This is a genomic window from Streptomyces sp. RLA123 (assembly GCF_056270165.1).
This window is the reverse complement of sequence record NZ_JBWDOR010000003.1, coordinates 3,212,938-3,234,685: the sequence shown is the minus strand read 5'-3', so window position 1 is coordinate 3,234,685 and position 21,748 is coordinate 3,212,938. Positions and strand designations below refer to the sequence as shown.

Sequence of the window (21,748 nt, the reverse complement as noted above, 5' to 3'; positions counted from 1 at the left end):
TTGCAGGGCAGCCCCGCCGGCTCGGGACAGCGCACCACCGCCGGTGGCCTGAGCACCCTCGAAGGCGCGGGACGGGAAGGCCGCGAAAGCCGGCACAAGGGCCCCCATCGGCATCGATGAGGGCCCTTGCGCAACCGGTGCATTGGCAGGAGGTGCCGACCGACGCGTCCAGCCGGTTCACGCCCCCGCGTCCAACGCGGGCCGCAGCCGGACGCCGCCGCCGGTTCGCGGCCGCGGCGGGACGCGCTCCGCGAAAACGGACAGCCGCAGCACGCGGTAGCGGCCGACCCCGACGAGCGCGGTGGCCGACAGGTACACCGCCTGCTGCACGACGAGCCCGGCGCCAGGGCGGAGCGCGTCCAGTGCGCCGACCGCGGTGGAGGTCACCAGCCAGCCGACAGCGACGGTGCCCGCGCTCTTCACGTGACCGGCCAGCCCGGGCCGTCCGTGGCCGAACGAGACCCGCGCGTGCAGTTCGGTGGCGACCACGGTCGAGGCGACGGTGGTCAGCACGTTGGCCGCCATCCACGGGATCCACTGGGAGAGCAGCACCAGGGCCGCCGAGGCCGCCAGGGTGACCGCGCAGCCCAGCCCGGCGAAGCGCACGAAGGCCGCCGCGTGACGGCGGATCAGTCGCAGGCCGTTCATGGTGGTCCCCTCCCCGGTCGCTACCCCTCGCGGGGCCGTCGTCGTCATGCCGCAGAGCGTGACCGCCCCGCCGTTCATCGCCGTTTCACGGCGTTTTCAGGGGTGCCGACGGCAGTGAAACCGGTCGGCGACACACAGCCGGTCGCGGCCGCGATCAGCCTTTCGGCGGACGGGAGTCGGGAAGCAGCCCGTGCCGGCGGCGCATGCCCGCCGGACCGCTCTCACCGCCAAGCCCGCCCGTCCCGCCCGACCACCGCTATCACGGGGAGCAGTTCGGCCGGACCGGCCGGGATCCCCCGGTCCCGGCCGTGGCGGGCCATCCGCGGCCCGTTTCGTCCGTCGTCGCGCAGGGCGCGCACGCCGGGGCCGTCGTCGTTCGCGGCACGGGATGGAACGGCCCTCGCTGTCCCGGCGTGCGTGGCCACGACGCACGCCGACCTCCGGTTCCCCGCCGCGTCGCTGGCCGCGGGAGCCGGGCAGGGCGGCCTGCCGGTGACCGCGGTGCGCCCGATCCCGCCGCCGGCACCCTGGGCCTCGAACTCGGCGGCGGGCTGGGCGAGGTGACCCTACGCCCCTTGTGGTGGACGGCCGGGTGACGCTCACCGTGACCGGAGCCGTCCTCCTGGGCAGACCCGCCTCGCCGGACGGACGCCGGACGGACGCCGGACGGACGCCGGGCGGCGCCTACCCGCCGGCGCTCCGGGCCGCCTCGGCGCAGGTGACCGCCGAGGGTCTGCACGTCACTCTCGACGGCGGCAGGGCCCGGCTGCCCCACGCGGGTCAGGCCGCCTGACCGCCGGTCGCCGTGCCCTTGGCGAAGTCCGCACGCAATCGGGCGAGTTCGTCGTCCGGGACGGCCCGCGCCCAGGCGGCGGGCAGGCCCCGGACGGTGTGCTCGCTGGTCGTGGCGGCGCTGTAGGAGGCCGTACAGGTCAGTGCGAGCGAGCCGGAGGGCTTCATCGTCCGCTGGTAGGCGCAGCGCTTGATCTTCCTGCCGTCGAGCGTGATGTCGATGGTGATCTCCGCGTGGACCGGGGCGTCGGCGGTGGCTTCCGCGGCCGCCGACCCGTACGCGGAGTTCTGGAGAGTGAAGCGGGCCGTGCAACTGGTGCTGCCGCAGGGGGAGAAGCGCGCCTTTCCGACCGTGGTGAAGGTGACCGTGGGGTCGACCGCGGTCTTCAGGTCCGTCAGGTCCCGTTCGATGCCGGTGGTGAAGGCCTCGCGGTCGGTGCCGGAGAGCGCGGAGACGGAGGTGTCCGTGCCGTCGGCCAGCCGGAGCGGCCCGGTCGCGGCGGGGGAGGAGCCGGAGGCCAGGCGGAGCAGGGTGTGGGGCGAGGAGTCGCTGATGGAGAAGAGGCCGCCGGGAGTGGACAGCAAGGTGGCGGCCCGGCCGGCCACCCGGGTCGGGGAGGCGGTGGACGAGGACGCGGTGCCGGCCGCGTCCCGGAGCAGACCGGCGACGTTGGCGGGGGCCAGCGGGGCCGTCAGGTCGTCGATCTCGGGGAGGTCGGAGGCCGCGTCGAGCCAATGGCCGGAGATCCGGTCCAGCAGGTCGCCGGAGTAGCCGCGGAGTCTCCAGTACGCGGCGTCCGCCTTGGCCAGCCGGTTGTCGCCGGCGGTGAGCATCCGGACGGTCTGGCCCTCGTCGCCGAGGGAGCCGCGGCCCCATCCGCCCGGGGTGGTCTGGAGGTCGAAGGGCGTGGCCGTTCCCGGGTCGCGGGCGAACTCACCCCGGTACGACAGCACCTGGGCCTCCTCCAGGTTGTCCGCGGCCTCGCGCAGCATCCGCGCGGCGTCCGCGGCCGAGTCCTTGCCGGCCGCCGGCCGGCCCGAGGCCGTCCCCGCCGAACCGTCGCTCCAGGGGTTCGCTATGAGGAGCCCGGCCACCAGCACGGCGGTGGCGACACCGGCGAGGGCCAGGAGCAGGGCGGCGCGCCGGGGCCGGGCGGGAGGCGGTGGTGCGTACGCGGGCATCGCCGGGTGCGACGTTTGCGCGGGGCCGTGGGACGACGGGGGAAGCGGGCCGAAGCCGTCGTCCCCGCCCTGGCCCGCGGGCCCGTATCCCGGCGCGCGCACCGGTCCGGAGCCGTCGCCGAACCCCCGGCGACTGCCGTGACCGTCCCCGCCCCACGGCGTTCCGTCCGTCATCTCTGGCTCTCCCCATCGTGCATGGCCGCGCGAACCCTCAAGCGCACGTGAGAACGCTTCCCATCCAGGCACCGACCTTCTCATCCGGTCCACGTGTGTGCTCAGCCTTCCGTAAATCCTCAGCCATGGCTTCTCGCCGTGGCCGCTCAGGGGTGTTCCGTGTCCAAGGTGATGCACGGTCCTCATCGGAGCACGGGCCGGCCTTCGTCCGGGTCACCCACGACTTCCCCCGTCGCCCGGCACGCCCCGCGGGCGGCGACGATCGAGGCGGGCCGGGGGACCGTCACCGGCAACTTGAGCGCACCCGGCGGCCGTTCGGCCGGCGGCCCCCGGCAGGAGGCACCCGCACCGCCCCGTACTGAGCACGGCCGGCGGGACGCGGCGAGCGCGGCGGCGGAGGGCGCGGGTTTCTCATCGCCCTCTCATCCCCGCCTCACGCTCTCATCACAGCCGGTTTCTACCGTCGCGACAGCGGGATCGAGACCCTGTTCTCCCTCCCGTTCCCCGGCTTCCGAACTCGGCGAGGAATCGCATGTTCTTCACGTATCTCCGGCGCGAACTCCGTCGCCGCAGAAAAGCGGCGCTCGTCATCGCGATGGGCCTCGCCCTCGGTATCGCGCTGGTCATCACCGTCAACTCGGTGGCGGCGGGCATGACGCAGGCCCAGGGCAAGGTGCTCCAGTCGCTCTACGGCCTGGGCACGGACATGACCGTCACCAAGGCCGCCGATCCGTCCTCGGCGGGCGCGGAGCGTCCGCGGTTCCAGTTCGACGCGCGCGGCGACGACAAGGAGCAGAACAGTGACCGCGTCATGGTCCAGGGCTTCACCACGCTGAAGTCCTCCGTGGTGAGCGACGTCGCGGGGCAGACCGGGGTCAAGCAGGCCGTCGGCGGCCTCAGCCTGGTCGTCATCAAGATCAACGGCCAGTTCCAGCGCGGGCAGTTCCACCAGTCCCAGAACGGCGGCCGGCAGGGCGGCGGGTTCGGCGGCAACCGGCCGCAGGGCACGGTGCGCGGCGGCGGCGCCAACTTCGGCATCGACAACTTCACGCTCTACGGCACCGACGTGGCGCACATGGACCTCGGCCCGCTGACCTCCTCGAAGATCACCTCCGGGAAGACCTTCACCGCGGCGCAGGGCGATGCCAAGGTCGCGGTCCTCGACAGCGCGTACGCGAAGCAGAAGAAGCTGTCGGTGGGCAAGACGCTCACCATCTCCGGCACCACGTTCTCCGTGATCGGCGTCGCGACCGCCGACAGCGGCTCCTCCACCGCGAACGTCTACATCCCGCTCCAGCAGGCGCAGACGCTGTCGGACTCCAAGGACAAGGTCACCACCGTCTACGTCAAGGCCGCCGACTCCCAGAAGATCGGCACGGTGAAGCAGGCCATCCAGAAGAACATCGCCGGCACCACGGTCACGACCTCCTCGGACCTGGCGTCCACGGTGTCCGGGTCGCTGTCCACGGCATCCAACCTGGCGACCAACGTGGGCAAGTGGCTGTCGATCGCCGTGCTCATCGCCGCGTTCCTGGTCGCCGGACTGCTGACGTCCTCCGCGGTCAGCCGCCGGGTCCGTGAGTTCGGCACGCTCAAGGCACTCGGCTGGAAGAGCGGCCGCGTCACCCGCCAGGTCATGGGCGAGGCCCTGGTCAACGGCCTCATCGGCGGCGTGCTCGGCATCGCCCTCGGACTCGGCTGCGCCTACCTGATCACCGCGATCAGCCCGACCCTGGAGGCGTCCGTCGGCCGTGGCGGCGCGAGCGGTGGCGGCGGGTTCGGCGGTGGCGGTTTCGGCGGCGCGCAGGGCGGAGCGACCCGGCAGGCCGCGTCCCACGTTCTCAAGATCGCGCTCGAGGCCCCGGTCAGCGTCAACACCATCGTCGTGGCGGTGGTGCTGGCGATCGCCGGCGGCCTGATCGCCGGCACCTTCGGCGGCTGGCGCGCCTCCCGGCTGCGCCCCGCCGACGCCCTGCGCCGCGTCGAGTAGCCGCGGTTCCCTCCCCGAGACGGGAGCCGCGCCCCGAACCTCCCCCTGGCGGGGCGCGGCTCCCACCCCCTTCTCCTCCCAGGCTTCAGGAGTCATCTCATGTACAAGCTGAGCGGCGTGACCAAGCGCTACGCGCGCGGCAAGGACGTCGTGGACGCGCTGCGCGGCGTGGACCTGGTCATCGAGGACGGCGACCAGCTCGTCATCCAGGGACCGACCGGCGGCGGCAAGTCCACCCTGCTGCAGATGCTGGGCGGCCTCGACAAGCCGACCTCCGGCTCGGTCGAGCTCGACGGCGTCGACCTCGCAGGGCTGAGCGAGACCCGGCTGACCAAGGTCCGCGCGGAGAGCATCGGCATCATCTTCCAGAGCTTCAACCTGATCCCCACGCTCACCGCGCAGGAGAACGTCGAGACCGCTCTGGTGCCGCTCGCCGTCAAGGCCGCCGAGCGCCGTGCCCGCGCCGCCGAGGCGCTCGACTCGGTGGGACTCGGCGACCGCCTCCACCATCTGCCGGGTGAGCTGTCCGGCGGTCAGCAGCAGCGCGTCGCCATCGCACGGGCACTGGTGAAGAAGCCGAAAGTGCTGCTCGCCGACGAACCGACCGGCGCCCTGGACGAGGGCACCCGCGACGAGATCCTGGCGCTCCTCGAGGGTCTGTGGAAGGAGTACGGGCTGACCTTCGTCCTGGTCACCCACGACTCCCACATCGCCCGGCGGGCGACCCGCGTCGCCACGATCAAGCGGGGGCAGGTCACCGTCTCCGACCGCACGCCCGCGGCCTGACGGCCTCGCCCCTTGCCCCTCGCCCCGCGGTCCGGCCCCCGGCTGGGAGACGGCGAATCCCTGGAGCCCGCTTCGGCGGGCTCCAGGGATTCCTCAGCTGTTGGGGTGCTTCCGGGTCAGTCGCGCTGCGCGCCGGCCGGGAGCGAACGCAGCCTCAGCGTGCCGGCAGAGGACCGGCTGCTCGTGCCGAAGGCGTAGTTGAGCATCTTGGTGGCGTCGGCGAAGCGGTTGTCGCCGGTGGTGCTGTGGAGCAGCACGCCGACGATGGTGCGGCCGTTGCGGGTGGCGGCGAAGATCAGGCAGGGTCCGGCCGTGGTGCCGGTGCCGGTCTTCACGCCGACGGCGCCGCTGTACGAGCCGAGGAGCTTGTTGGTGTTGTACCAGGTGTAGGTACGGCCGTTGGTGGCCTTCTGCACCGACGTCGCGCTCTTCACGACATTGCGGAAGTTGACGTACGACATGGCCTTGCGGGCCAGCACAGCCGCGTCGCGCGGAGTGGTGTAGTTGCTGCCGGCCGAGGATATGCCGTCGAACGAGTCGTACTTGGTGTTCTTCATTTTCAGCGCCGCGGCCGTGCTGTTCATCTTCTTGACGAACGAGCTGGTGCGGGCCGCGACGGTGCTGCCGGTGCCGTAGGTGTCCGCGAGCGCCATGGCGGCGTCGCAGCCCGAGGGCAGCATCAGTGCGTAGAGCAGCTGCTTGACGGTGACCTTGTCGCCGGTCTTCAGGTCGGCGGTGCTGGCGCCGTTGCGGACCACGTAGTCCCGGTAGGCCTGCTTGATGGTGACCTGCTTGTTCAGGTCGAGGTGGGGAGTGCCGAGGACGACGGTGGCCGTCATCACCTTGGTGGTGCTGGCCATCTGCCGCTTGGTGTCGGCGGCCTTGCTCCACAGCGTCTTGTTCGCCGTGCTGTCGAGCAGGAAGGCGCCACTGGCGGTCACCGTCGGGGCCTTGACCGTGGCCGCCTGGGCGGGGGCCACCACCGGGGCCGCCACGACGAGGGCACTGGAGGCCAGGAGCGCGGCGCCGAGCCGGTGCGTCCTCGTGATGCCGAGTCTCAAAGAAACTCCATAGGTCGATGGAAGGGGATCGGGCAGCACATCCTGACAACCGGCCGGCGAACACCCGTACGAGGGAGGGGGATTGTGACGGGACGCGTACACAACGCGGACGGCCCGCCCGGAACGGAGGTTTCCGTTCCGGGCGGGCCGTCCGAAGGCGCTTGCCTCCGGGCCCGGTCGGCCGCGCGGACTACTTCGTGCGGTAGGCGTTGTAGATCGACTCGTCGAGCGTGTTGCCCTTCTTGTCGGTCACCAGGGCCCTGAGCGAGACGCCCGTGCCGGCCTTGGGGTTCTTCAGCGTCACCTTGCCGCTCTTGACGGTGAGCGCCTTCCAGTGCGCGCCGCCGTCGACGGACCAGTACACCTTCAGCGACTTGAGGTTGGAGCCTGCCGCCGCGCCCTGGACCGTGACCGGGATGGTCTTGGTGATTCCGGCCCCGGAGGTGCTCGACGTGCTGAGCGCCGGGGTGAAGCGGACCACGGAGACGGGCAGCCTCCCCTGGGCGCGCTGGGAGGTGAACGTCCAGGTCGTGGTGATCCTGGTGCTGACGGCGGCCGGCTTGCTGCGGGTCACCGTGGTGCTGAGGCGGTAGCCGGCCTTGCCGCTCGGGACGACGAAGGTGACGCCCTCGTCGAGCATGCCGTCGGCGGTCCTGACCTTCGTGCCGTTCCGGTAGAGGGTCGTGCCGGCCTTGTCGTAGAGGGAGCCGCCGTCGTGGCCGGATCCGTCGTCGAAGGTGCCGACATAGCCGAAGATCTCGTCACCCGAGCGGAACAGTCCCGACAGGGAGTCGAGCTTCGGGCCGAAGACGCCGACGTTCCAGGTGCGGTTGTAGCTCTTGCCCTTGGTGTAGGCGTGCTCGTCGACGAACCAGGCCGCTTCGGGGTTGCCCGAGGCGTCGATCTGCAGGAACCGCTGGGCCCAGGTGACGCCGGTGCCGTTGACGTACACGGTCCTGGTGTACGGCAGCCGGACGGCGACGCTGCCCGTCATGAGGAAGGCGGCGTTGACCTCGGGTTCGGTGAACAGCAGGCCGAGCTTCTTCGCCGCCGGGGCACCGGCAGTGGTGGCGATCTTGGCCAGGTCACCGCTCGCCACGGTTTTGGTGTAGCCCGTGAAGAAGGACTTGGTGCGCCCGTAGGCCACGTTGAAGATTTTCGAGCCGTGCTCGAAGGTGCCCGACACCGCCGCCTGGAACTGGGACGAGGTGAGCGCGGGACCGACGTGCGCGGTACGGAAGTCGGCCATGTCGCCGGTGTCGTAGGTCAGCCCGCTGCCGCCGTCGCCGTAGGACAGGTCGTAGCCGACCGACAGATCGGTCCGCTTGGCCGCGGTGTCGGGCAGCTTCAGGACGTAGGGCTTCGCGATGCGCGCGTCGAAGGTCAGCGCGGTGTCGCCGGTGATCTTCACCACCGGGCGGGTCAGCCAGTCGACGCTCTGCGGAGTCTTGCCGTCGGCCTTCAGCTTGATGATCAGACTGTCCACGCTGTAGGTGCCCTTGGGCACCCGCACCGTAGTGGTGCCGGCGGTCAGCTCCTGGGAGCTGAAGTCGTCCAGGTTGGTGACCATCGTGTCGAAGGCCGGGGCCGCGTGTCCGGTGCGGTCCAGGTTCTTGATCGTGAGGTTGTACGACTCGGTCTCGCGGACCACGGCCGCCGCGGTGCGGACGTTCTGGCCGCCACCGGTGGCCACCACGTAGGCGCTGTAGGCGCCGTCGATGGTGCCGCCGAGGGTGGAGTCGACGGTCACGGTCGCCTCTGCGGTGCCGCCCGCGGGGACGGTCACCTGCTGCTGGTCGAGGCTGAAGAAGCCCGCGGGAGCGGCCCCGCCGCGCGGCCCCTGGCCGGTGAGCGACAGATCGAGCGTGACGTCCTGCTGACCGGAGTTCCGGTAGGTGACGGTCTTCGCCATCGCGGGGTCGTCGTTGTGCGGCCACAGTGCCGTGCCGAAGTTGAGCGACGCCGGCTCGGCGACGACCGTCTGCCCGATCGCGCGGGCCACGTCGATCCGGCCGGACCCCTGCTGGAAGGGGGTGTAGCCGCCGTCCTCCGCGGAGCCGATGAGGACGTCCTTGATCTGCTGCCCCGTCCAGTCCGGGTGCTCCTGGGCGAGGATCGCCGCGGCGCCCGCGACGTGCGGGGTCGCCATGGAGGTGCCGGAGATGGTCAGGTAGCCGTCCGCCGGGTGCGGGACCTCCGGGTCGGTGTCGATGGCACTGCCCTTGGCCGCGGCCGCGGTGATGTCCACGCCCGGGGCGGTGACATCGGGCTTGATCGCGCCGTCGCCCACCCGCGGGCCGCGCGAGGAGAAGTCGGCGAGCCGGTCGGTCTTGTCGACGGCTCCGACGGTCAGCGCGGCGTCGGCGCTGCCGGGCGAGCCGACGGTGGAGGCCCCGTCGCCCTCGTTGCCCGCCGCGATGACGAACAGCGGGGCATTCGCGCCGGCGGACAGCCTGTTGACGGTCTCTTCGATCGGGTCGATGCCCGGGGTGTCGGTGTCGCCGAGGCTCAGGTTGACGATCCTGGCGCCCTGCGCGGCGGCCCACTCCAGGCCCTTGATGATGCCGGCGTCGTCACCGAAGCCGTCGTCGTCCAGCACCTTGCCGCTGATGATCTGCGCGCCCGGGGCGACTCCCTTGTACTTCCCGCCCGACTTCGCCCCGGTGCCGGCCGCGATGGAGGCGACGTGGGTGCCGTGGCCGAAGTGGTCGGTGGCGTCGCCGGATTGCGAGAAGTTCACGGCCTTCACCACCTTGGTGCCCGTGGGCAGGTCCGGGTGGCGGGTGTCGACTCCGGTGTCCAGTACGGCGATCTTGATGCCCGTACCGTCGTAACCGGCCTTCCACGCGGTCGGCGCGCCGATCTGCGGCACGCTCTTGTCGAGCGCGGCCTTCTGGATCGCGTTCAGCCAGACCGTGCCCAGGCCGGACTCCGCGGAGGCGTACGGCGAATCGTTTCTGTCGTTCGTCAGCGCCGACCAGACGTCGGCCGCGTCCTTCTCCGGGGCGGTGACGGACTCGCCGTTCAGCCGCGAGAAGGTGTGCGTGACCTTCGCGCCCTCGGCCGCGTGCAGTTCGGACTTGGCTTCCGGCGTGCCGCCCCGGTACGTGACGATCAGCCCGAGGCCGTGCCGCTGCGCCGCCTTGCGGTACTCGGCGCGGCTGAGGGTGGTCACATCGAAGAGCCGGCGGTCGACCCGGCCCTGAGCGACGAGTTGCGCCGCGTCCTGCGGGACCACGTAGACGTGGCCGTGCTGCCGGCGCGTCTGGACGGGTATGCCCTCGCGGCCCTTGGCGCGCTTCAGGGCCGTGGGCACGCCCTTGGCGTTCACGGCGACCTGGTCACCCGTGATCAGGGTGATCCACGTCCGCCCCGTGGACTGCCGGGCGGTCACGGCGTCGGCCGGGGACTGTGCTCCCGGCGTTCCCGCCGGTCCTGCCGCGGTGGCCGGCAGGGCGACGCCTGCCGTCAGTACCGTGACGATTCCCGCTGCGAGCGCTGACGCGCGCGCCTTGCTCCAGTGTGCGTGCAACTTCTCCCCTGGTGTCTGGGTCATGACACGCGGGAGTCCTCATTCCCGGGCGCGCGCTCGCGATGTTCCCCCCGCGGCGATCCCCCGGCGAAGCCCCCCGCCTCGATACGCAGTATCCACCTCGCGCTCCTCCGGTCTCCAGAGCCCCACAGGTAAACAGCGTGGCGGATTCGGCCAAGTGTCCTCCGTGTGTTCGTACGGGCGTGACGCAGGGGCAGTTGAAGCGCTTCGACGCCTCTCTGGACAGGGAATCGCGCACTGGATACGGTCAGTTGTCGAAGCGCTTCACCACCCACGCTTCACCCTGCTTGCCGCCCGTTCACCCGAGGGAGTCGCCGGATGGTCACGCTCGCCGAGGTCGCCCGGCACGCCGGGGTCTCCGCCAGCACCGTGTCGTACGTCCTGAGCGGCAAGCGGTCCATCTCCGAGGCCACGCGGCGCCGGGTCGAGCGCAGCATCCAGGAACTCGGCTACCACCCCCACGCCGGTGCCCGCGCGCTGGCCAGCAGCCGGTCCAACATCATCGCCCTGATGGTGCCATTGCGTACAGACATGTACGTCCCCGTCATGATGGAGATCGCCGTCGCCGTCGCCACCACCGCGCGGCAGCACGGCCACGACGTGCTGCTGCTCACCGGCGAGGAGGGGCCGACCGCGGTGCGCCGGGTCGCCGCGAGCGGGCTGGCCGACGCGATGATCCTCATGGACGTCGAACTCCACGACGAACGCATCCCGTTGCTCCGCGAAGGCGACCGGCCCGCCGTCCTCATCGGCCTGCCCGCCGACCCCGCGGGACTCACCTGCGTCGACCTCGACTTCGAGGCCACCGGCGCGCTCTGTGTCGACCACCTGGCCGGCCTGGGCCACCGCGACATCGCCGTCGTCGGCGAGGCCGTCGCGGTCTACCAGCGGCACACCGGCTTCGCCGAACGCACCGTCCAGGGCCTGCGCTCCCGCGCCGCCGCACGCGGCATACGGCTCATCCACCGGCCCTGCGAGGGCAGTTGGGAATCGGTCGCGGGAACGCTCGCCCGCATCTTCGAGGAACGGCCCGACACCACCGCGCTCGTCGTCCAGAACGAGGCCGCCCTCGGCCCCCTGCTGTCCCTCCTGCGTCAGCAGGGCCGCGCCGTCCCCGAGGACGTCTCCGTCGTCGCCGTCTGCCCCGACCAGGTCGCCACCCAGTCGGCCCCCCGGCTGACCTCGGTCTCCATCCCGGCACAGGAGATGGGCCGCCGCGCCGTCGACCTCGTCATGGCCGAACTCGCCGGGCACACGGCCGCCGCCCCCTCCTCCGGCGTCCACCTCATCGAGCCCCGCCTGACCGCGCGCGACAGCAGCGGGCCGGTGCCGCTTTAGTTTCCCGGTGCGAGTGGTGCCGATCGAGCCAGCCCCGGCCCCGTGGAGCCCCTCATGCGGGTGGGCGGGCTTAGTGGGCCGCGCAAGGGCCCTCATGGACCTGGTACTGCGAGAGAACGCGGAGCAGGACGTCGGCCTGCGCCGCAAGTGCCTCGTCGGCGTCGCCGAGGAGGCTCAGCGAGACGACCGAGCCGCCGGCCGACCGGGCCACGCGCATGTCCACGCGCCCCCGGCCGACGAGCGGGTAGACGAACCAGTCGGCGGTGGGGCGGTCGTCGTCGGTCGTGGACAGGCCGTGGTCGATCGCTTGCCAATCGCTGTCGTCGAAGGCGTAGCCGATGAGGTCGGAGACGACTTCGCAGAGCGGCCGGAGGTTCTCCGTGAACACCCAGCCGCCCGCGAGGACGCGGTCCGGCGGCGCGGTCACCGGCCGGCCCCGGCCGGGGCCACCGGGCATGCCACGCCGGTGCCGCCGATGCCGCAGTAGCCCGCGGGGTTCTGGGCGAGGTACTGCTGGTGGCGGGCCTCGGCGGGGTAGAAGGGGCCGGCGGGGGCGATCTCGGTGGTGACGGGCCCGTGGCCGGCCGCGTGGAGGGCGGATCCGTAGAGCTCGCGGGAGGCGAGGGCGGTGGCGTGCTGCGCGGGGGAGTGGGTGCGCAGGGCGGAACGGTACTGGGTGCCGTGGTCGTGGCCCTGGCGGTAGCCCTGGGTGGGGTCGTGGGCCTCCCAGAAGACGCGCAGGAGCCGGCCGTAGGGGAGGAGGGCGGGGTCGAAGGCCACGCGCACCGTTTCGGCGTGGCCGGTGAGGCCGCTGCACACCTCCTCGTAGGCGGGGTGTGCGGTGTGGCCGCCCTGGTAGCCGACGAGAGTGGTCCACACGCCGGGCAGGCGCCAGAAGGTGCGCTCGGCGCCCCAGAAGCAGCCGAGGGCGAGGTCGGCGACCTCCAGGCCGGCGGGGTAGGGGCCGCCGAGCGGGGTGCCGAGCAGCAGGTGCCGTGCGGGCAGGACGTGCGGCGGGGCGGCGCGGCCGGGCAGGGACTCCTCGGCGGAGGGCAGCCGCAGACCGTGGTGGGGGAACGACTGCGTTGTCAACGGGCCGGGCCCGGAGCGGAGTTGCGCTGGAGGCCGGCGATGGCCTGCGCGCGGTAGAGGGCGTACGCGGCGGCGGGGTCGGCGGCGTACGACCAGGGGGCCGCGCCCGCGAAGCCGTCGACGTGGCGGAACTGTTCGACGGCCTCGGGGTAGCGCTCGGCCCGCACCAGGAAGGAGATCAGCAGGTGCCGCACCAGGGGCAGCACCGGGTCGTTGGGGGAGGCGTGCTCCGTGGCGTAGAGGGCGCCGCCGACGGCTCGGGAGATGACCTCGCTCTGGTAGAAGCTGCTGCTCAGGATGAGTTCCGGCAGGTGTGAGAAGACCTGGAAGAGCGGCAGCGCCGGCAGCAGGCTGCCCTCCGGCCCCGACGCGGCGGCGCGCTCGGCGAAGTCGCGGGCGGCGTCCTCGGGCAGCCGGGACAGGGCGGCGAGGTGGGCGCCCATGTGGTGCGGGGCGCGGGCGGTGATCTTCTCCCAGGGGGCCGTGAAGTCGCCGTCCGCGGCGAGGTCGACGATGTACGGGACCGGGTCGCCCGGTGCCAGCGCCGCGGCCTCCGCGGCGACCGTGCGGGCCTCCTCCAGGATCATCGCCACGTCCGGGGAGCTCGCCGGGGCGCGCCGCGCCTGCTGTACCAGGAACGCGGCCTGCACGGCCGCACCGCCCGGGTCCTTCGGCTCCTCCACCCGCCAGGTGTGCAGCCAGGCACCGCCCTTGCCGGGCGCGCGCGCCAGCTCCACCGAGGCGGCCCCGGCCAGCGTCTGGACCCGCTGCCAGCGGGCCTCGCCCTCCACCGGGGTGCCCTTGAGCAGGGCGGACACCGCGTGCCAGTCCTGCGTCCGCTGGGTCGCGGTGAGGGCCTGGGTCAGTTCGGGGTCGGGTCCCGGCAGCCGGATGTCGATCATGTCCTGGGACACGAACCCGTACAGGCCGGGGTCGGCCGCCGCCCTGGCCCACTCGGCGCGGCCGCGCAGCAGGCGGGGCCACATCACGACGGCGGCGATCAGGAGCACTCCGTACAGCACCCAGAGGAATTCCATGATGTGCAAGCGTACGCGCGCCCGGCCGGCACGCCCCCGGCCCGTCGGCCGCACTACTCTCGGCGCTATGAGCGAGCAGCAGCATCAGAACTTCGAGACCCTCGCGATCCACGCGGGTCAGGCGGCCGACGACCGGACCGGGGCCGTCGTGACGCCGATCTACCAGGTCTCCACGTACAAGCAGGACGGCGTCGGCGGGCTGCGCGGCGGCTACGAGTACAGCCGCAGCGCCAATCCGACCCGCACCGCGCTGGAGGAGAACCTCGCGGCGCTGGAGGGCGGCCGGCGGGGTCTGGCCTTCGCGTCGGGGCTGGCGGCCGAGGACTGCCTGCTGCGCACGGTCCTGAAGCCCGGCGACCACGTCGTCATCCCGAACGACGCCTACGGCGGCACCTTCCGGCTCTTCGCGAAGGTCGTGGAGCGCTGGGGCGTGCAGTGGTCGGTCGCCGACACCTCGGACCCGGCGGCGGTGCGGGCCGAGATCCGCCCCAACACCCGTGTCATCTGGGTCGAGACGCCCAGCAACCCGTTGCTCGGCATCACCGACATCGCCGTGCTGGCGGACATCGCGCGCGGCGCGGACGCCCGGCTCGTGGTCGACAACACCTTCGCCAGCCCCTACCTCCAGCAGCCGCTGGCGCTCGGTGCGGACGTGGTCGTGCACTCCACGACCAAGTACATGGGCGGCCACTCCGACGTGGTCGGCGGCGCGCTGATCGCGGCCGAGGCGGGCCTCGGGGAGGAACTGGCCTACCACCAGAACGCGATGGGCGCGGTCGCCGGCCCCTTCGACGCCTGGCTGGTCATGCGCGGCATCAAGACCCTCGCGGTGCGCATGGACCGGCACAGCGACAACGCGGAAAAGGTCGCGGACCTGCTGTCCACGCACCCGAAGGTCACCCAGGTCTTCTACCCGGGCCTGGCCGAGCACGCGGGTCACGACGTCGCCGCCAAGCAGATGAAGCGCTTCGGCGGGATGGTCTCCTTCCGGGTCGCCGGCGGCGAGGAGGCGGCCGTCGAGGTCTGCAACCGGGCCCGGCTGTTCACCCTCGGGGAGTCGCTGGGCGGCGTCGAGTCGCTGATCGAGCACCCGGGGCGGATGACGCACGCCTCGGCGGCCGGTTCCGCGCTCGAGGTGCCCGCCGACCTCGTGCGCCTGTCGGTGGGCATCGAGTCCGTCGACGACCTGCTGGAGGACCTGCGGCACGCCCTCGCGTGACGGACGCGGCGGACGCCGCGGCTCCCGCGGCGTCCGCTACCAGTAGACCAGCGGTGTGGTCTGCAGCGGCTGCGGGTCGGGCCACCACAGGGCGGCCGCCACCAGGGCGGCGATCAGGCCGGCCAGCAGCAGCACCCACAGGACGAGATGCAGGACGCGGCGGCGCGCGAGCAGGCGCCTGCCGCGTTCGGCGGCCCGTGGAGCGAGGCCGGCCGGCACGACGGGGTGCGGTCCGTCCAGCAGCCGGCGGACCTGGTCCTCCTTGCGGTCCCACGTCATGAGGTCGCCTCCCGCACCCGGGGCGCCGGCTCGGCCGCGGGGCGCGGGCCGTGCAGGACAGTCGTGGCCCGCAGGCACAGCGCGCTCACCCGGTCGACCGGCATGCCGAGTTGAGCGGCGATCTGCTCCTCCGCGATCCCCTCGTACAGCCGCAGGACGACCACCAGCCGCTCCTGGACGGTCAGCGTCCCGAGCAGACCGCCGCGCGGCCGGCGCCACCGGGGCCTGAGTGCGAAGCGGCGGACGATCTCGCCGCGGGTGTGGACGTACGGGTCCTCGCCGCGCAGCCGGAACCAGTCGGCGTAGGTTCGCGACAGCGCGGCGTACAGCAGCTCGGCCCCCTCGTCGCGATCGCCCGCGAGCAGCGTGGCGGAATGCAGCAGACGCCCTGCCGCGCCCGCTGCGAACGCCGCGAACTCGGCGTCGCGCTGGCGTTCCGCTGCCGCCCGGCGCTCTCCCACAGCGCCATGGGACGGCAGACGGTGACCTCAGGTCAAGAGCTCTGCTCATCCCCGGACGTCATTGCCATGTGATAGTCCACCAACGCCGAGTTGAAGCGGCCGAGGAGATCGGTGAAATTCTCCCGTTCCTGCTCGGTCCAGTCCTCCGTCACGACCGACATGAGCTCACGGCGCGAGGTGCGCACCTCTTCGAGGCGCGTGCGCCCCCGGGGGGAGAGCGCGAGGACCACCGCGCGCCCGTCCTCGGGGTGCGAAGTGCGCTTGACCAGACCGCTGTCGACGAGCGGCGCGACCTGCCGGGTGACGGTCGAGGAGTCGATGCCCATACCCTCGGCGAGCGCCTTGACGCCCATCGGTCCCTCGTTGTCCAGCCGGTTGAGCAGCAGGTATGCGGCCCGGTCCATGGAGTTGCGGGCCTTGCCGACGCCACCCAGTCGGGTCTGCTCCGCGCGCCGGGCGAAGAGTGCCACCTGGTGCTGGAGGCGCTCCAGGAGGTCGGTCGTTGTCTCCGAGGGAATGGGCATGGCCGGAAGCTCGCGTTCTGTCGGTCCTGCGAAGGTTGGGAGAAGAGTACGCGGAGAGCGTCATCCCGGGACCCTGCCGGGGAAAACTCCTCGGTCACGGCTCCTCCGGCGCCCGGCTGCAAGACTGGGGCTCATGGAAAGCCCGGCAAGTCCTGTACGTTCTGCGCGCCGCCCGGTGGGTCCGCCCCCGTCGCACCCGGTCACGATCGACGACGTCCGCGGTGCGCACAAGATGCTCTCCGGGGTCGCCCGGACGACCCCGCTGGAGGGCAGCCGCTACCTCTCCGGGCTGGTGTCCGCGCCCGTGCACCTCAAGTGCGAGAACCTCCAGCGCACCGGTTCCTTCAAGGTGCGCGGCGCCTATGTGCGGATCGCCGGGCTGCGGCCCGAGGAGCGGGCGGCCGGGGTCGTCGCGGCGAGCGCGGGCAACCACGCGCAGGGCGTGGCGCTGGCCGCCTCGCTGCTGGGCGTGCGTTCCACCGTCTTCATGCCCGTCGGGGCCCCGCTGCCGAAGATCGCGGCGACCCGCGAGTACGGGGCCGAGGTGCGGATGGAGGGGCAGGTGGTGGACGAGACGCTGGACGCCGCCCGCAGGTACGCGGAGGAGACCGGTGCCGTCTTCATCCATCCCTTCGACCACCCGGACATCATCGCGGGCCAGGGCACGGTGGGGCTGGAGATCCTGGAGCAGTGTCCCGAGGTGCGCACGATCGTGGTCGGCGTCGGCGGCGGCGGGCTCGCCGCGGGCGTGGCCCTGGCGGTGAAGTCGGTGCGCTCCGACGTCCGCGTGATCGGGGTGCAGGCGGAGGGCGCGGCCGCGTACCCGCCGTCACTGCGGGCCGGACGGCCGGTGGTGCTGGACTCGGTGGCCACCATGGCGGACGGCATCAAGGTGGGCTGCCCCGGGGACGTGCCGTTCGGCATCATCCGGGACCTGCTGGACGATGTGCACACGGTCACCGAGGACGAGCTGTCCAGGGCGCTGCTGCTCTGCCTGGAGCGGGCCAAGCAGGTCGTCGAGCCGGCGGGGGCGAGCCCGGTGGCCGCGCTGCTGGCCCGGCCGGAGGCGTTCGAGGGGCCGGTGGTGGCCGTGCTGTCGGGCGGCAACGTCGACCCGCTGCTCATGGAGCGTATCCTTCGTCATGGCATGTCCGCGGCGGGCCGCTATCTGTCGTTCCGGCTGCGGCTGACGGACCGGCCGGGCGCCCTGGCGGCGCTGCTGGGGATCCTGTCGGCGAGCGACGCCAATGTGCTGGACATCGCACACGTCCGTACCGATCCGCGGCTCGGCCTGACCGAGGCCGAGGTCGAACTGCGGCTGGAGACGCGCGGGCCGGAGCACCGGGAAGCGGTGGGCTCCGCGCTGCGGGCCGCGGGGTACGTGCTGCTCTGACCTCCGCGTGCCGGGCCGGCTGTCGTGGGCGGTTCCGGGCCGGGCCCGATTGTCAGTGGCGTAGGGCAGGCTGGATGAGGGTGTTGCGGACGCGGTGGGACGCGGGAGAGGGAGCCGCGGGAAAACCGGTTGACGCGATATATCGCGTCTGGGATGCTCGCGATGCATCGGCGTGTGCCGCGCTCCGGCCGCACGCCCGCGCATCCCCCACATCTCACTCACGCCCTGAAGGGGAGACAACGCATGCCAGGCGCCATCCACGCCGAAGGTCTGGTGAAGACTTTCGGTGACGTAAGGGCACTGGACGGAGTGGACCTCGACGTCCCCGAAGGCACCGTCCTGGGTCTGCTCGGCCCGAACGGGGCCGGGAAGACCACAGCCGTCCGCGTCCTGACCACCTTGCTGCAGCCGGACAGCGGCAAGGCCGTCGTCGCCGGGATCGACGTGCTCAAGCAGCCCAACGAGGTGCGCCGGCAGATCGGTCTGTCCGGTCAGTTCGCCGCCGTCGACGAATACCTGACCGGCCGCGAGAACCTGCAGATGGTGGGGCGGCTCTACCAGATGTCCGCGCGCGACGCGAAGGCGCGTGCCACCGAGCTGCTGGACCGCTTCAACCTCGCCGAGGCCGCCGACCGCACGGCCAAGACCTACTCCGGCGGCATGCGCCGCCGCCTCGACCTGGCGGCCGCGCTGGTCGTCCGGCCGCCGGTGATGTTCATGGACGAGCCGACCACCGGCCTCGACCCCCGCAACCGCCTCGCCCTGTGGGAGGTCATCCAGGACCTCGTGGCCGGCGGCACCACGCTGCTGCTCACCACGCAGTACCTGGAGGAGGCCGACCACCTCGCCCACGACATCTGCGTGATCGACCACGGCAAGGTCATCGCGCGCGGCACCTCCGACGAGCTCAAGGCGCGCACCGGCGGCGAGCGCGTCGAGGTCGTGGTGCACGACCGCGAGCACCTGGCCACGGCCACCGAGGTGCTCCAGGGCTTCGGCAAGGGCGACACCTCGCTCGACAACCACACCCGCCGGATCACGGTGCCGGTCACCGGCGGCGCGAAGCTGCTCGCGGAGGTCATCCGCGAACTCGACACCCGCGGCATCGAGATCGACGACATCGGTCTGCGCCGTCCCACGCTCGACGATGTCTTCATGTCGCTCACCGGCCACGCCGCCGAGGAGAAGGAAGAGGAGTCCCAGTGACCACGGCGACCGACGCGGTACCCACCGCCCAGCCGCGCCCCACCACCAACCCGTTCGTGCAGTCCGTACGGGACTCGCTGGTGGTCGCCCAGCGCAACCTGATCCGCATGATGCGGATCCCCGAGGTCGTCATCTTCGGCCTCGTCCAGCCGATCATGTTCGTGGTGCTGTTCAGCTACGTCTTCGGCGGCTCCATGAACGTCGGCGGCTCCACGAGCCCGTCCGTCTACCGCGAGTTCCTGATGGCGGGCATCTTCGCCCAGACCGTCACCTTCGCGACCGCCGGCGCGGGCGCGGGCATCGCCGACGACATGCACAAGGGCCTCATCGACCGCTTCCGGTCGCTGCCCATGGCCCGCGGCGCGGTGCTCACCGGCCGCACCCTGGCGGACCTGGTGCAGACGGCGCTGACCGTCGTCGTGCTCGCGATCGTCGCGGTGCTCGTCGGCTGGCGCATCCACGAGGGCCTGCCCAAGGCGCTCGGCGGGTTCGCGCTGCTGCTCCTGCTCGGCTACGCGTTCTCCTGGATCGGCGCCCTGATCGGCCTGTCGGTGCGCACCCCGGAGGCGGCCACCTCCGGCGGTCTGATCTGGCTGTTCCCGCTGACGTTCATCTCGAACGCCTTCGTGGACTCCAACCAGATGACCCCGTGGCTGCGGCACATCGCCGAGTGGAACCCCTTCAGCTCCACGGTGCTGGCCTGCCGTGAGCTGTTCGGCAACCTTCCGCCGGGCTACCAGGCGGCGGACGCCTGGCCGATGCAGCACCCGGTGCTGGCCTCGGTGATCTGGTCGGTCGTGATCATCCTGGCCTTCCGGACCCTGGCCGTGCGCAAGTACCGCTCCGCGACCGCGTGAGCGTGCGGACACCGAAGGAGCCCCCGGCCGTCGAGGCCGGGGGCTCCTTCCGTGTCCGTGGGCGGGGATGCCGGTGTGCAGGCGCCCGCTTCGGTCAGCCGCTGTACGGCTTCGCCTCGATGATCTTCACCGAGGCCTTCTTGCCGTTGGGGAGCTCGTAGCTCGCGTCCTCGCCGACCTTCTTGCCGTTCACGCTCGAGCCGAGCGGGGACTGCGGCGAGTAGGTCTCCAGGTCCGACGACACGTACTCGCGCGAGCCGAGCAGGAAGATCAGCGTGTCGTCCGGGTCGCCGTCGAAGGCGATCGTGACGACCATGCCGGGCGCGACCACACCGTTGTCCGCCGGGGCCTCGCCCACCTTGGCGTGCTGCAGCAACTGCGTCAGCTGGCGGATCCGGAGCTCGAGCTTGCCCTGGTCCTCACGCGCCGCGTGATAGCCGGCGTTCTCCTTGAGATCGCCTTCCTGGCGGGCTTCCTCGATCTTGGCGACGATCTCGGTGCGCGCCGGACCAGACAGATGCTCCAGCTCGGCCTTGAGCTGGTCGTACGCCTCCTGGGTCAGCCAGGTGACGTTCTCACTGGTCTGGGTCACAGGTGCTCCTCGTCGGTACTCGCTTGCTTACAAATGAACGCCCTACCCAGAAAGATGCGTCTTCGCGGGAGGGCGAAACCACGAGCCTAACAATTCCCCCCGACAATCGGCGAGGGGAAAACCATCAAGAGGGCATCAGCGCAGGTCAGGAGGGTGTCGTCCGAGTCGGCATGATCAGTGTGTCGGCTGGCAGCCGATCAGCTCCGCGGAAGTCCCGCGACTGGTGGTGCGAATCGTGGCCACGGTGTCGATGCGATCGCTGTGCTGATTCAGCCGGACGTCACGGCGGCCCACCTCGGAGTGGTCCCCGGCGACCGAGCGCAGCGTGCACACCGCGGATACGTCCGTGTTCTTGCGCACTTCCAGATGGACCTGGACCTCGTGGTCGGAGACGACCTGGAAGGCGATCACCTGGCCGCTCACCGCACTGCCGCCGATCTTGTCCCAGCCGATCCACACCAGCAGGACCAGCGTCAACGCGCCCAGCACGGCCCCGATGACCTTGAGTCTGCGGTCGGTGCGGGCATCCGCGTCCGCGCCCCGGCCGTACCGGCCCTCGGGCAGTTGCCGGGTCACCGCGCTCATCGATCAGTCCTCCCGGGGGCGGGGAATCCCGCCCTGGAATTAATCAGCCCCTTGCTTCGGTCACTATAGAAGTCGCTACTCCGCCCCTTGACTGAGGATCCAACCTTGACCGATCAGCTGCGACTGATGGCCGTGCACGCCCACCCCGACGACGAGTCGAGCAAGGGCGCGGCCACCATGGCCAAGTACGTCTCCGAAGGCGTCGACGTCCTGGTCGCCACCTGCACGGGAGGCGAGCGCGGTTCCGTACTCAATCCCAAGCTCCAGGGCGACACGTACATCGAGGAGCACATCCACGAGGTCCGTGCCAAGGAGATGGACGAGGCCCGCGAGATCCTGGGCGTCAAGCAGTCCTGGCTCGGCTACGTCGACTCGGGCCTGCCCGAGGGCGACCCGCTGCCGCCGCTGCCCGAGGGCTGCTTCGCCCTGCAGGACGTGGACGAGGCCGCCGGGACGCTGGTGCGGCTCATCCGCGAGTTCCGTCCGCACGTGATCACCACGTACGACGAGAACGGCGGGTACCCGCACCCGGACCACATCATGACCCACCAGATCTCGATGGTCGCCTTCGACGCCGCGGGCGACCCGGAGCGCTACCCCGAGGCCGGCGAGCCCTGGACGCCGCAGAAGCTCTACTACAACCAGGGCTTCAACCGGCAGCGCACGGTCGCCCTGCACGAGGCGCTGCTCTCCCGCGGCCTGGAGTCCCCGTACGGCGAGTGGCTGGAGCGGTGGAAGACCTTCGACCGGCCCGAGCGCTCCATCACCACCCACGTGCCGTGCGCCGACTTCTTCGAGATCCGGGACAAGGCGCTGCTCGCGCACGCCACCCAGATCGACCCCGACGGCGCCTGGTTCCACGTGCCGATGGAGATCCAGAAGGAGGTCTGGCCGAACGAGGACTACGAGCTCGCGAAGTCCCGCGTGGACACCACCCTCCCCGAGGACGACCTCTTCGCGGGCATCCGGGAGAATTGAG

Annotated in this window: 22 protein-coding genes; 10 read left to right on the top strand and 12 right to left on the bottom strand. The window is 71.7% G+C overall.

Features of this window, described 5'->3' with window-relative positions:
- Positions 1–177: 177 nt before the first annotated feature.
- Positions 178–648: a hypothetical protein gene (locus RV983_RS14520; protein ID WP_475986214.1), complete on the bottom strand. Its 471-nt coding sequence runs from the start codon at positions 646–648 to the stop codon at positions 178–180.
- 417 nt (positions 649–1,065) lie between these two features.
- On the opposite strand from RV983_RS14520, the gene RV983_RS14515 reads away from it, so the two are divergent.
- Positions 1,066–1,212, top strand: coding sequence for a hypothetical protein (locus RV983_RS14515; RefSeq protein WP_475986213.1), 147 nt, complete (start codon positions 1,066–1,068; stop codon positions 1,210–1,212).
- A gap of 28 nt (positions 1,213–1,240) precedes the next feature.
- On the top strand, positions 1,241–1,441 hold the full coding sequence (locus RV983_RS14510) for a hypothetical protein (protein ID WP_475986212.1): 201 nt from the start codon (positions 1,241–1,243) through the stop codon (positions 1,439–1,441).
- Here RV983_RS14510 and RV983_RS14505 read toward each other — a convergent pair.
- On the bottom strand, positions 1,429–2,796 hold the full coding sequence (locus tag RV983_RS14505; protein WP_475986211.1) for a hypothetical protein: 1,368 nt from the start codon (positions 2,794–2,796) through the stop codon (positions 1,429–1,431). The genes RV983_RS14510 and RV983_RS14505 overlap by 13 nt on opposite strands.
- Positions 2,797–3,328: 532 nt before the next feature.
- Here RV983_RS14505 and RV983_RS14500 point away from each other — a divergent pair.
- Together RV983_RS14500 and RV983_RS14495 are read left to right on the top strand one after the other, a co-directional pair.
- Entirely contained in the window at positions 3,329–4,786 is a 1,458-nt protein-coding gene (locus RV983_RS14500) for an ABC transporter permease (protein ID WP_475986210.1), read from the top strand.
- A gap of 99 nt (positions 4,787–4,885) precedes the next feature.
- Positions 4,886–5,572, top strand: coding sequence for an ABC transporter ATP-binding protein (locus RV983_RS14495; protein WP_475986209.1), 687 nt, complete (start codon positions 4,886–4,888; stop codon positions 5,570–5,572).
- A 116-nt stretch (positions 5,573–5,688) separates the two neighbouring features.
- Here RV983_RS14495 and RV983_RS14490 read toward each other — a convergent pair whose 3' ends face one another.
- Together RV983_RS14490 and RV983_RS14485 are read right to left on the bottom strand one after the other, a co-directional pair.
- The gene (locus RV983_RS14490; protein WP_475986208.1) at positions 5,689–6,633 is read right to left on the bottom strand and encodes a D-alanyl-D-alanine carboxypeptidase family protein; all 945 of its coding nucleotides are present in this window, start codon (positions 6,631–6,633) and stop codon (positions 5,689–5,691) included.
- Positions 6,634–6,823: 190 nt separating this feature from the next.
- Positions 6,824–10,189, bottom strand: coding sequence for a S8 family peptidase (locus RV983_RS14485; RefSeq protein WP_475986207.1), 3,366 nt, complete (start codon positions 10,187–10,189; stop codon positions 6,824–6,826).
- A 315-nt stretch (positions 10,190–10,504) separates the two neighbouring features.
- Between RV983_RS14485 and RV983_RS14480 the strand changes: the two genes are divergently transcribed.
- Positions 10,505–11,524 carry a LacI family DNA-binding transcriptional regulator gene (locus RV983_RS14480; RefSeq protein ID WP_475986206.1) on the top strand — a complete coding sequence of 340 codons (1,020 nt, stop codon included), beginning with the start codon at positions 10,505–10,507 and terminating at the stop codon, positions 11,522–11,524.
- A 70-nt stretch (positions 11,525–11,594) separates the two neighbouring features.
- Here the strand turns inward: RV983_RS14480 and RV983_RS14475 are convergent, their stop codons facing one another.
- From RV983_RS14475 to RV983_RS14465, 3 genes are read right to left on the bottom strand one after another with little or no spacing between them, the layout of a single operon-like run.
- The gene (locus RV983_RS14475; protein ID WP_475986205.1) at positions 11,595–11,951 is read right to left on the bottom strand and encodes a hypothetical protein; all 357 of its coding nucleotides are present in this window, start codon (positions 11,949–11,951) and stop codon (positions 11,595–11,597) included.
- The gene (gene msrA / locus RV983_RS14470; protein ID WP_475986204.1) at positions 11,948–12,616 is read right to left on the bottom strand and encodes a peptide-methionine (S)-S-oxide reductase MsrA; all 669 of its coding nucleotides are present in this window, start codon (positions 12,614–12,616) and stop codon (positions 11,948–11,950) included. Before msrA ends, RV983_RS14475 begins: the two co-directional genes overlap by 4 nt.
- Positions 12,613–13,653, bottom strand: coding sequence for a hypothetical protein (locus RV983_RS14465; RefSeq protein ID WP_475986203.1), 1,041 nt, complete (start codon positions 13,651–13,653; stop codon positions 12,613–12,615). The genes msrA and RV983_RS14465 overlap by 4 nt, the downstream gene beginning before the upstream one ends.
- Before the next feature lie 67 nt (positions 13,654–13,720).
- On the opposite strand from RV983_RS14465, the gene RV983_RS14460 reads away from it, so the two are divergent.
- Entirely contained in the window at positions 13,721–14,872 is a 1,152-nt protein-coding gene (locus RV983_RS14460) for a cystathionine gamma-synthase (protein WP_475986202.1), read from the top strand.
- A 36-nt stretch (positions 14,873–14,908) separates the two neighbouring features.
- Here RV983_RS14460 and RV983_RS14455 read toward each other — a convergent pair whose 3' ends face one another.
- Genes RV983_RS14455 through RV983_RS14445 form a run of 3 tightly spaced genes read right to left on the bottom strand, consistent with a single transcriptional unit; the run spans position 14,909 to position 16,136 of the window.
- Complete coding sequence (locus RV983_RS14455) at positions 14,909–15,151, bottom strand: hypothetical protein (protein ID WP_475986201.1); 243 nt, start codon at positions 15,149–15,151, stop codon at positions 14,909–14,911.
- Positions 15,148–15,612: a sigma factor-like helix-turn-helix DNA-binding protein gene (locus tag RV983_RS14450; RefSeq protein ID WP_475986200.1), complete on the bottom strand. Its 465-nt coding sequence runs from the start codon at positions 15,610–15,612 to the stop codon at positions 15,148–15,150. The genes RV983_RS14455 and RV983_RS14450 overlap by 4 nt, the downstream gene beginning before the upstream one ends.
- 32 nt (positions 15,613–15,644) lie before the next feature.
- A complete protein-coding gene (locus RV983_RS14445) occupies positions 15,645–16,136 on the bottom strand; it encodes a MarR family winged helix-turn-helix transcriptional regulator (protein WP_475986199.1) in 492 nt (163 codons plus the stop codon).
- Positions 16,137–16,368: 232 nt separating this feature from the next.
- Between RV983_RS14445 and ilvA the strand changes: the two genes are divergently transcribed.
- The 3 genes from ilvA to RV983_RS14430 all read left to right on the top strand — a co-directional run bounded on the left by ilvA (position 16,369) and on the right by RV983_RS14430 (position 19,592).
- Positions 16,369–17,529 (top strand): threonine ammonia-lyase, encoded by a 1,161-nt coding sequence (ilvA, locus tag RV983_RS14440; RefSeq protein WP_475990325.1) that lies wholly within the window; start codon positions 16,369–16,371, stop codon positions 17,527–17,529.
- A 243-nt stretch (positions 17,530–17,772) separates the two neighbouring features.
- On the top strand, positions 17,773–18,735 hold the full coding sequence (locus tag RV983_RS14435) for an ATP-binding cassette domain-containing protein (protein WP_475986198.1): 963 nt from the start codon (positions 17,773–17,775) through the stop codon (positions 18,733–18,735).
- Positions 18,732–19,592, top strand: a complete 861-nt coding sequence (locus RV983_RS14430) for an ABC transporter permease (RefSeq protein ID WP_475986197.1) — start codon at positions 18,732–18,734, stop codon at positions 19,590–19,592. The genes RV983_RS14435 and RV983_RS14430 overlap by 4 nt, the downstream gene beginning before the upstream one ends.
- Before the next feature lie 94 nt (positions 19,593–19,686).
- Here the strand turns inward: RV983_RS14430 and greA are convergent, their stop codons facing one another.
- Entirely contained in the window at positions 19,687–20,184 is a 498-nt protein-coding gene (gene greA / locus RV983_RS14425; protein ID WP_475986196.1) for a transcription elongation factor GreA, read from the bottom strand.
- A gap of 174 nt (positions 20,185–20,358) precedes the next feature.
- Complete coding sequence (locus tag RV983_RS14420) at positions 20,359–20,769, bottom strand: DUF4307 domain-containing protein (RefSeq protein WP_475986195.1); 411 nt, start codon at positions 20,767–20,769, stop codon at positions 20,359–20,361.
- 105 nt (positions 20,770–20,874) lie between these two features.
- Here RV983_RS14420 and mca point away from each other — a divergent pair, with 105 nt between their 5' ends.
- Entirely contained in the window at positions 20,875–21,747 is an 873-nt protein-coding gene (gene mca, locus RV983_RS14415; protein WP_475986194.1) for a mycothiol conjugate amidase Mca, read from the top strand.
- The last annotated feature ends 1 nt before the right edge of the window (position 21,748 follow it).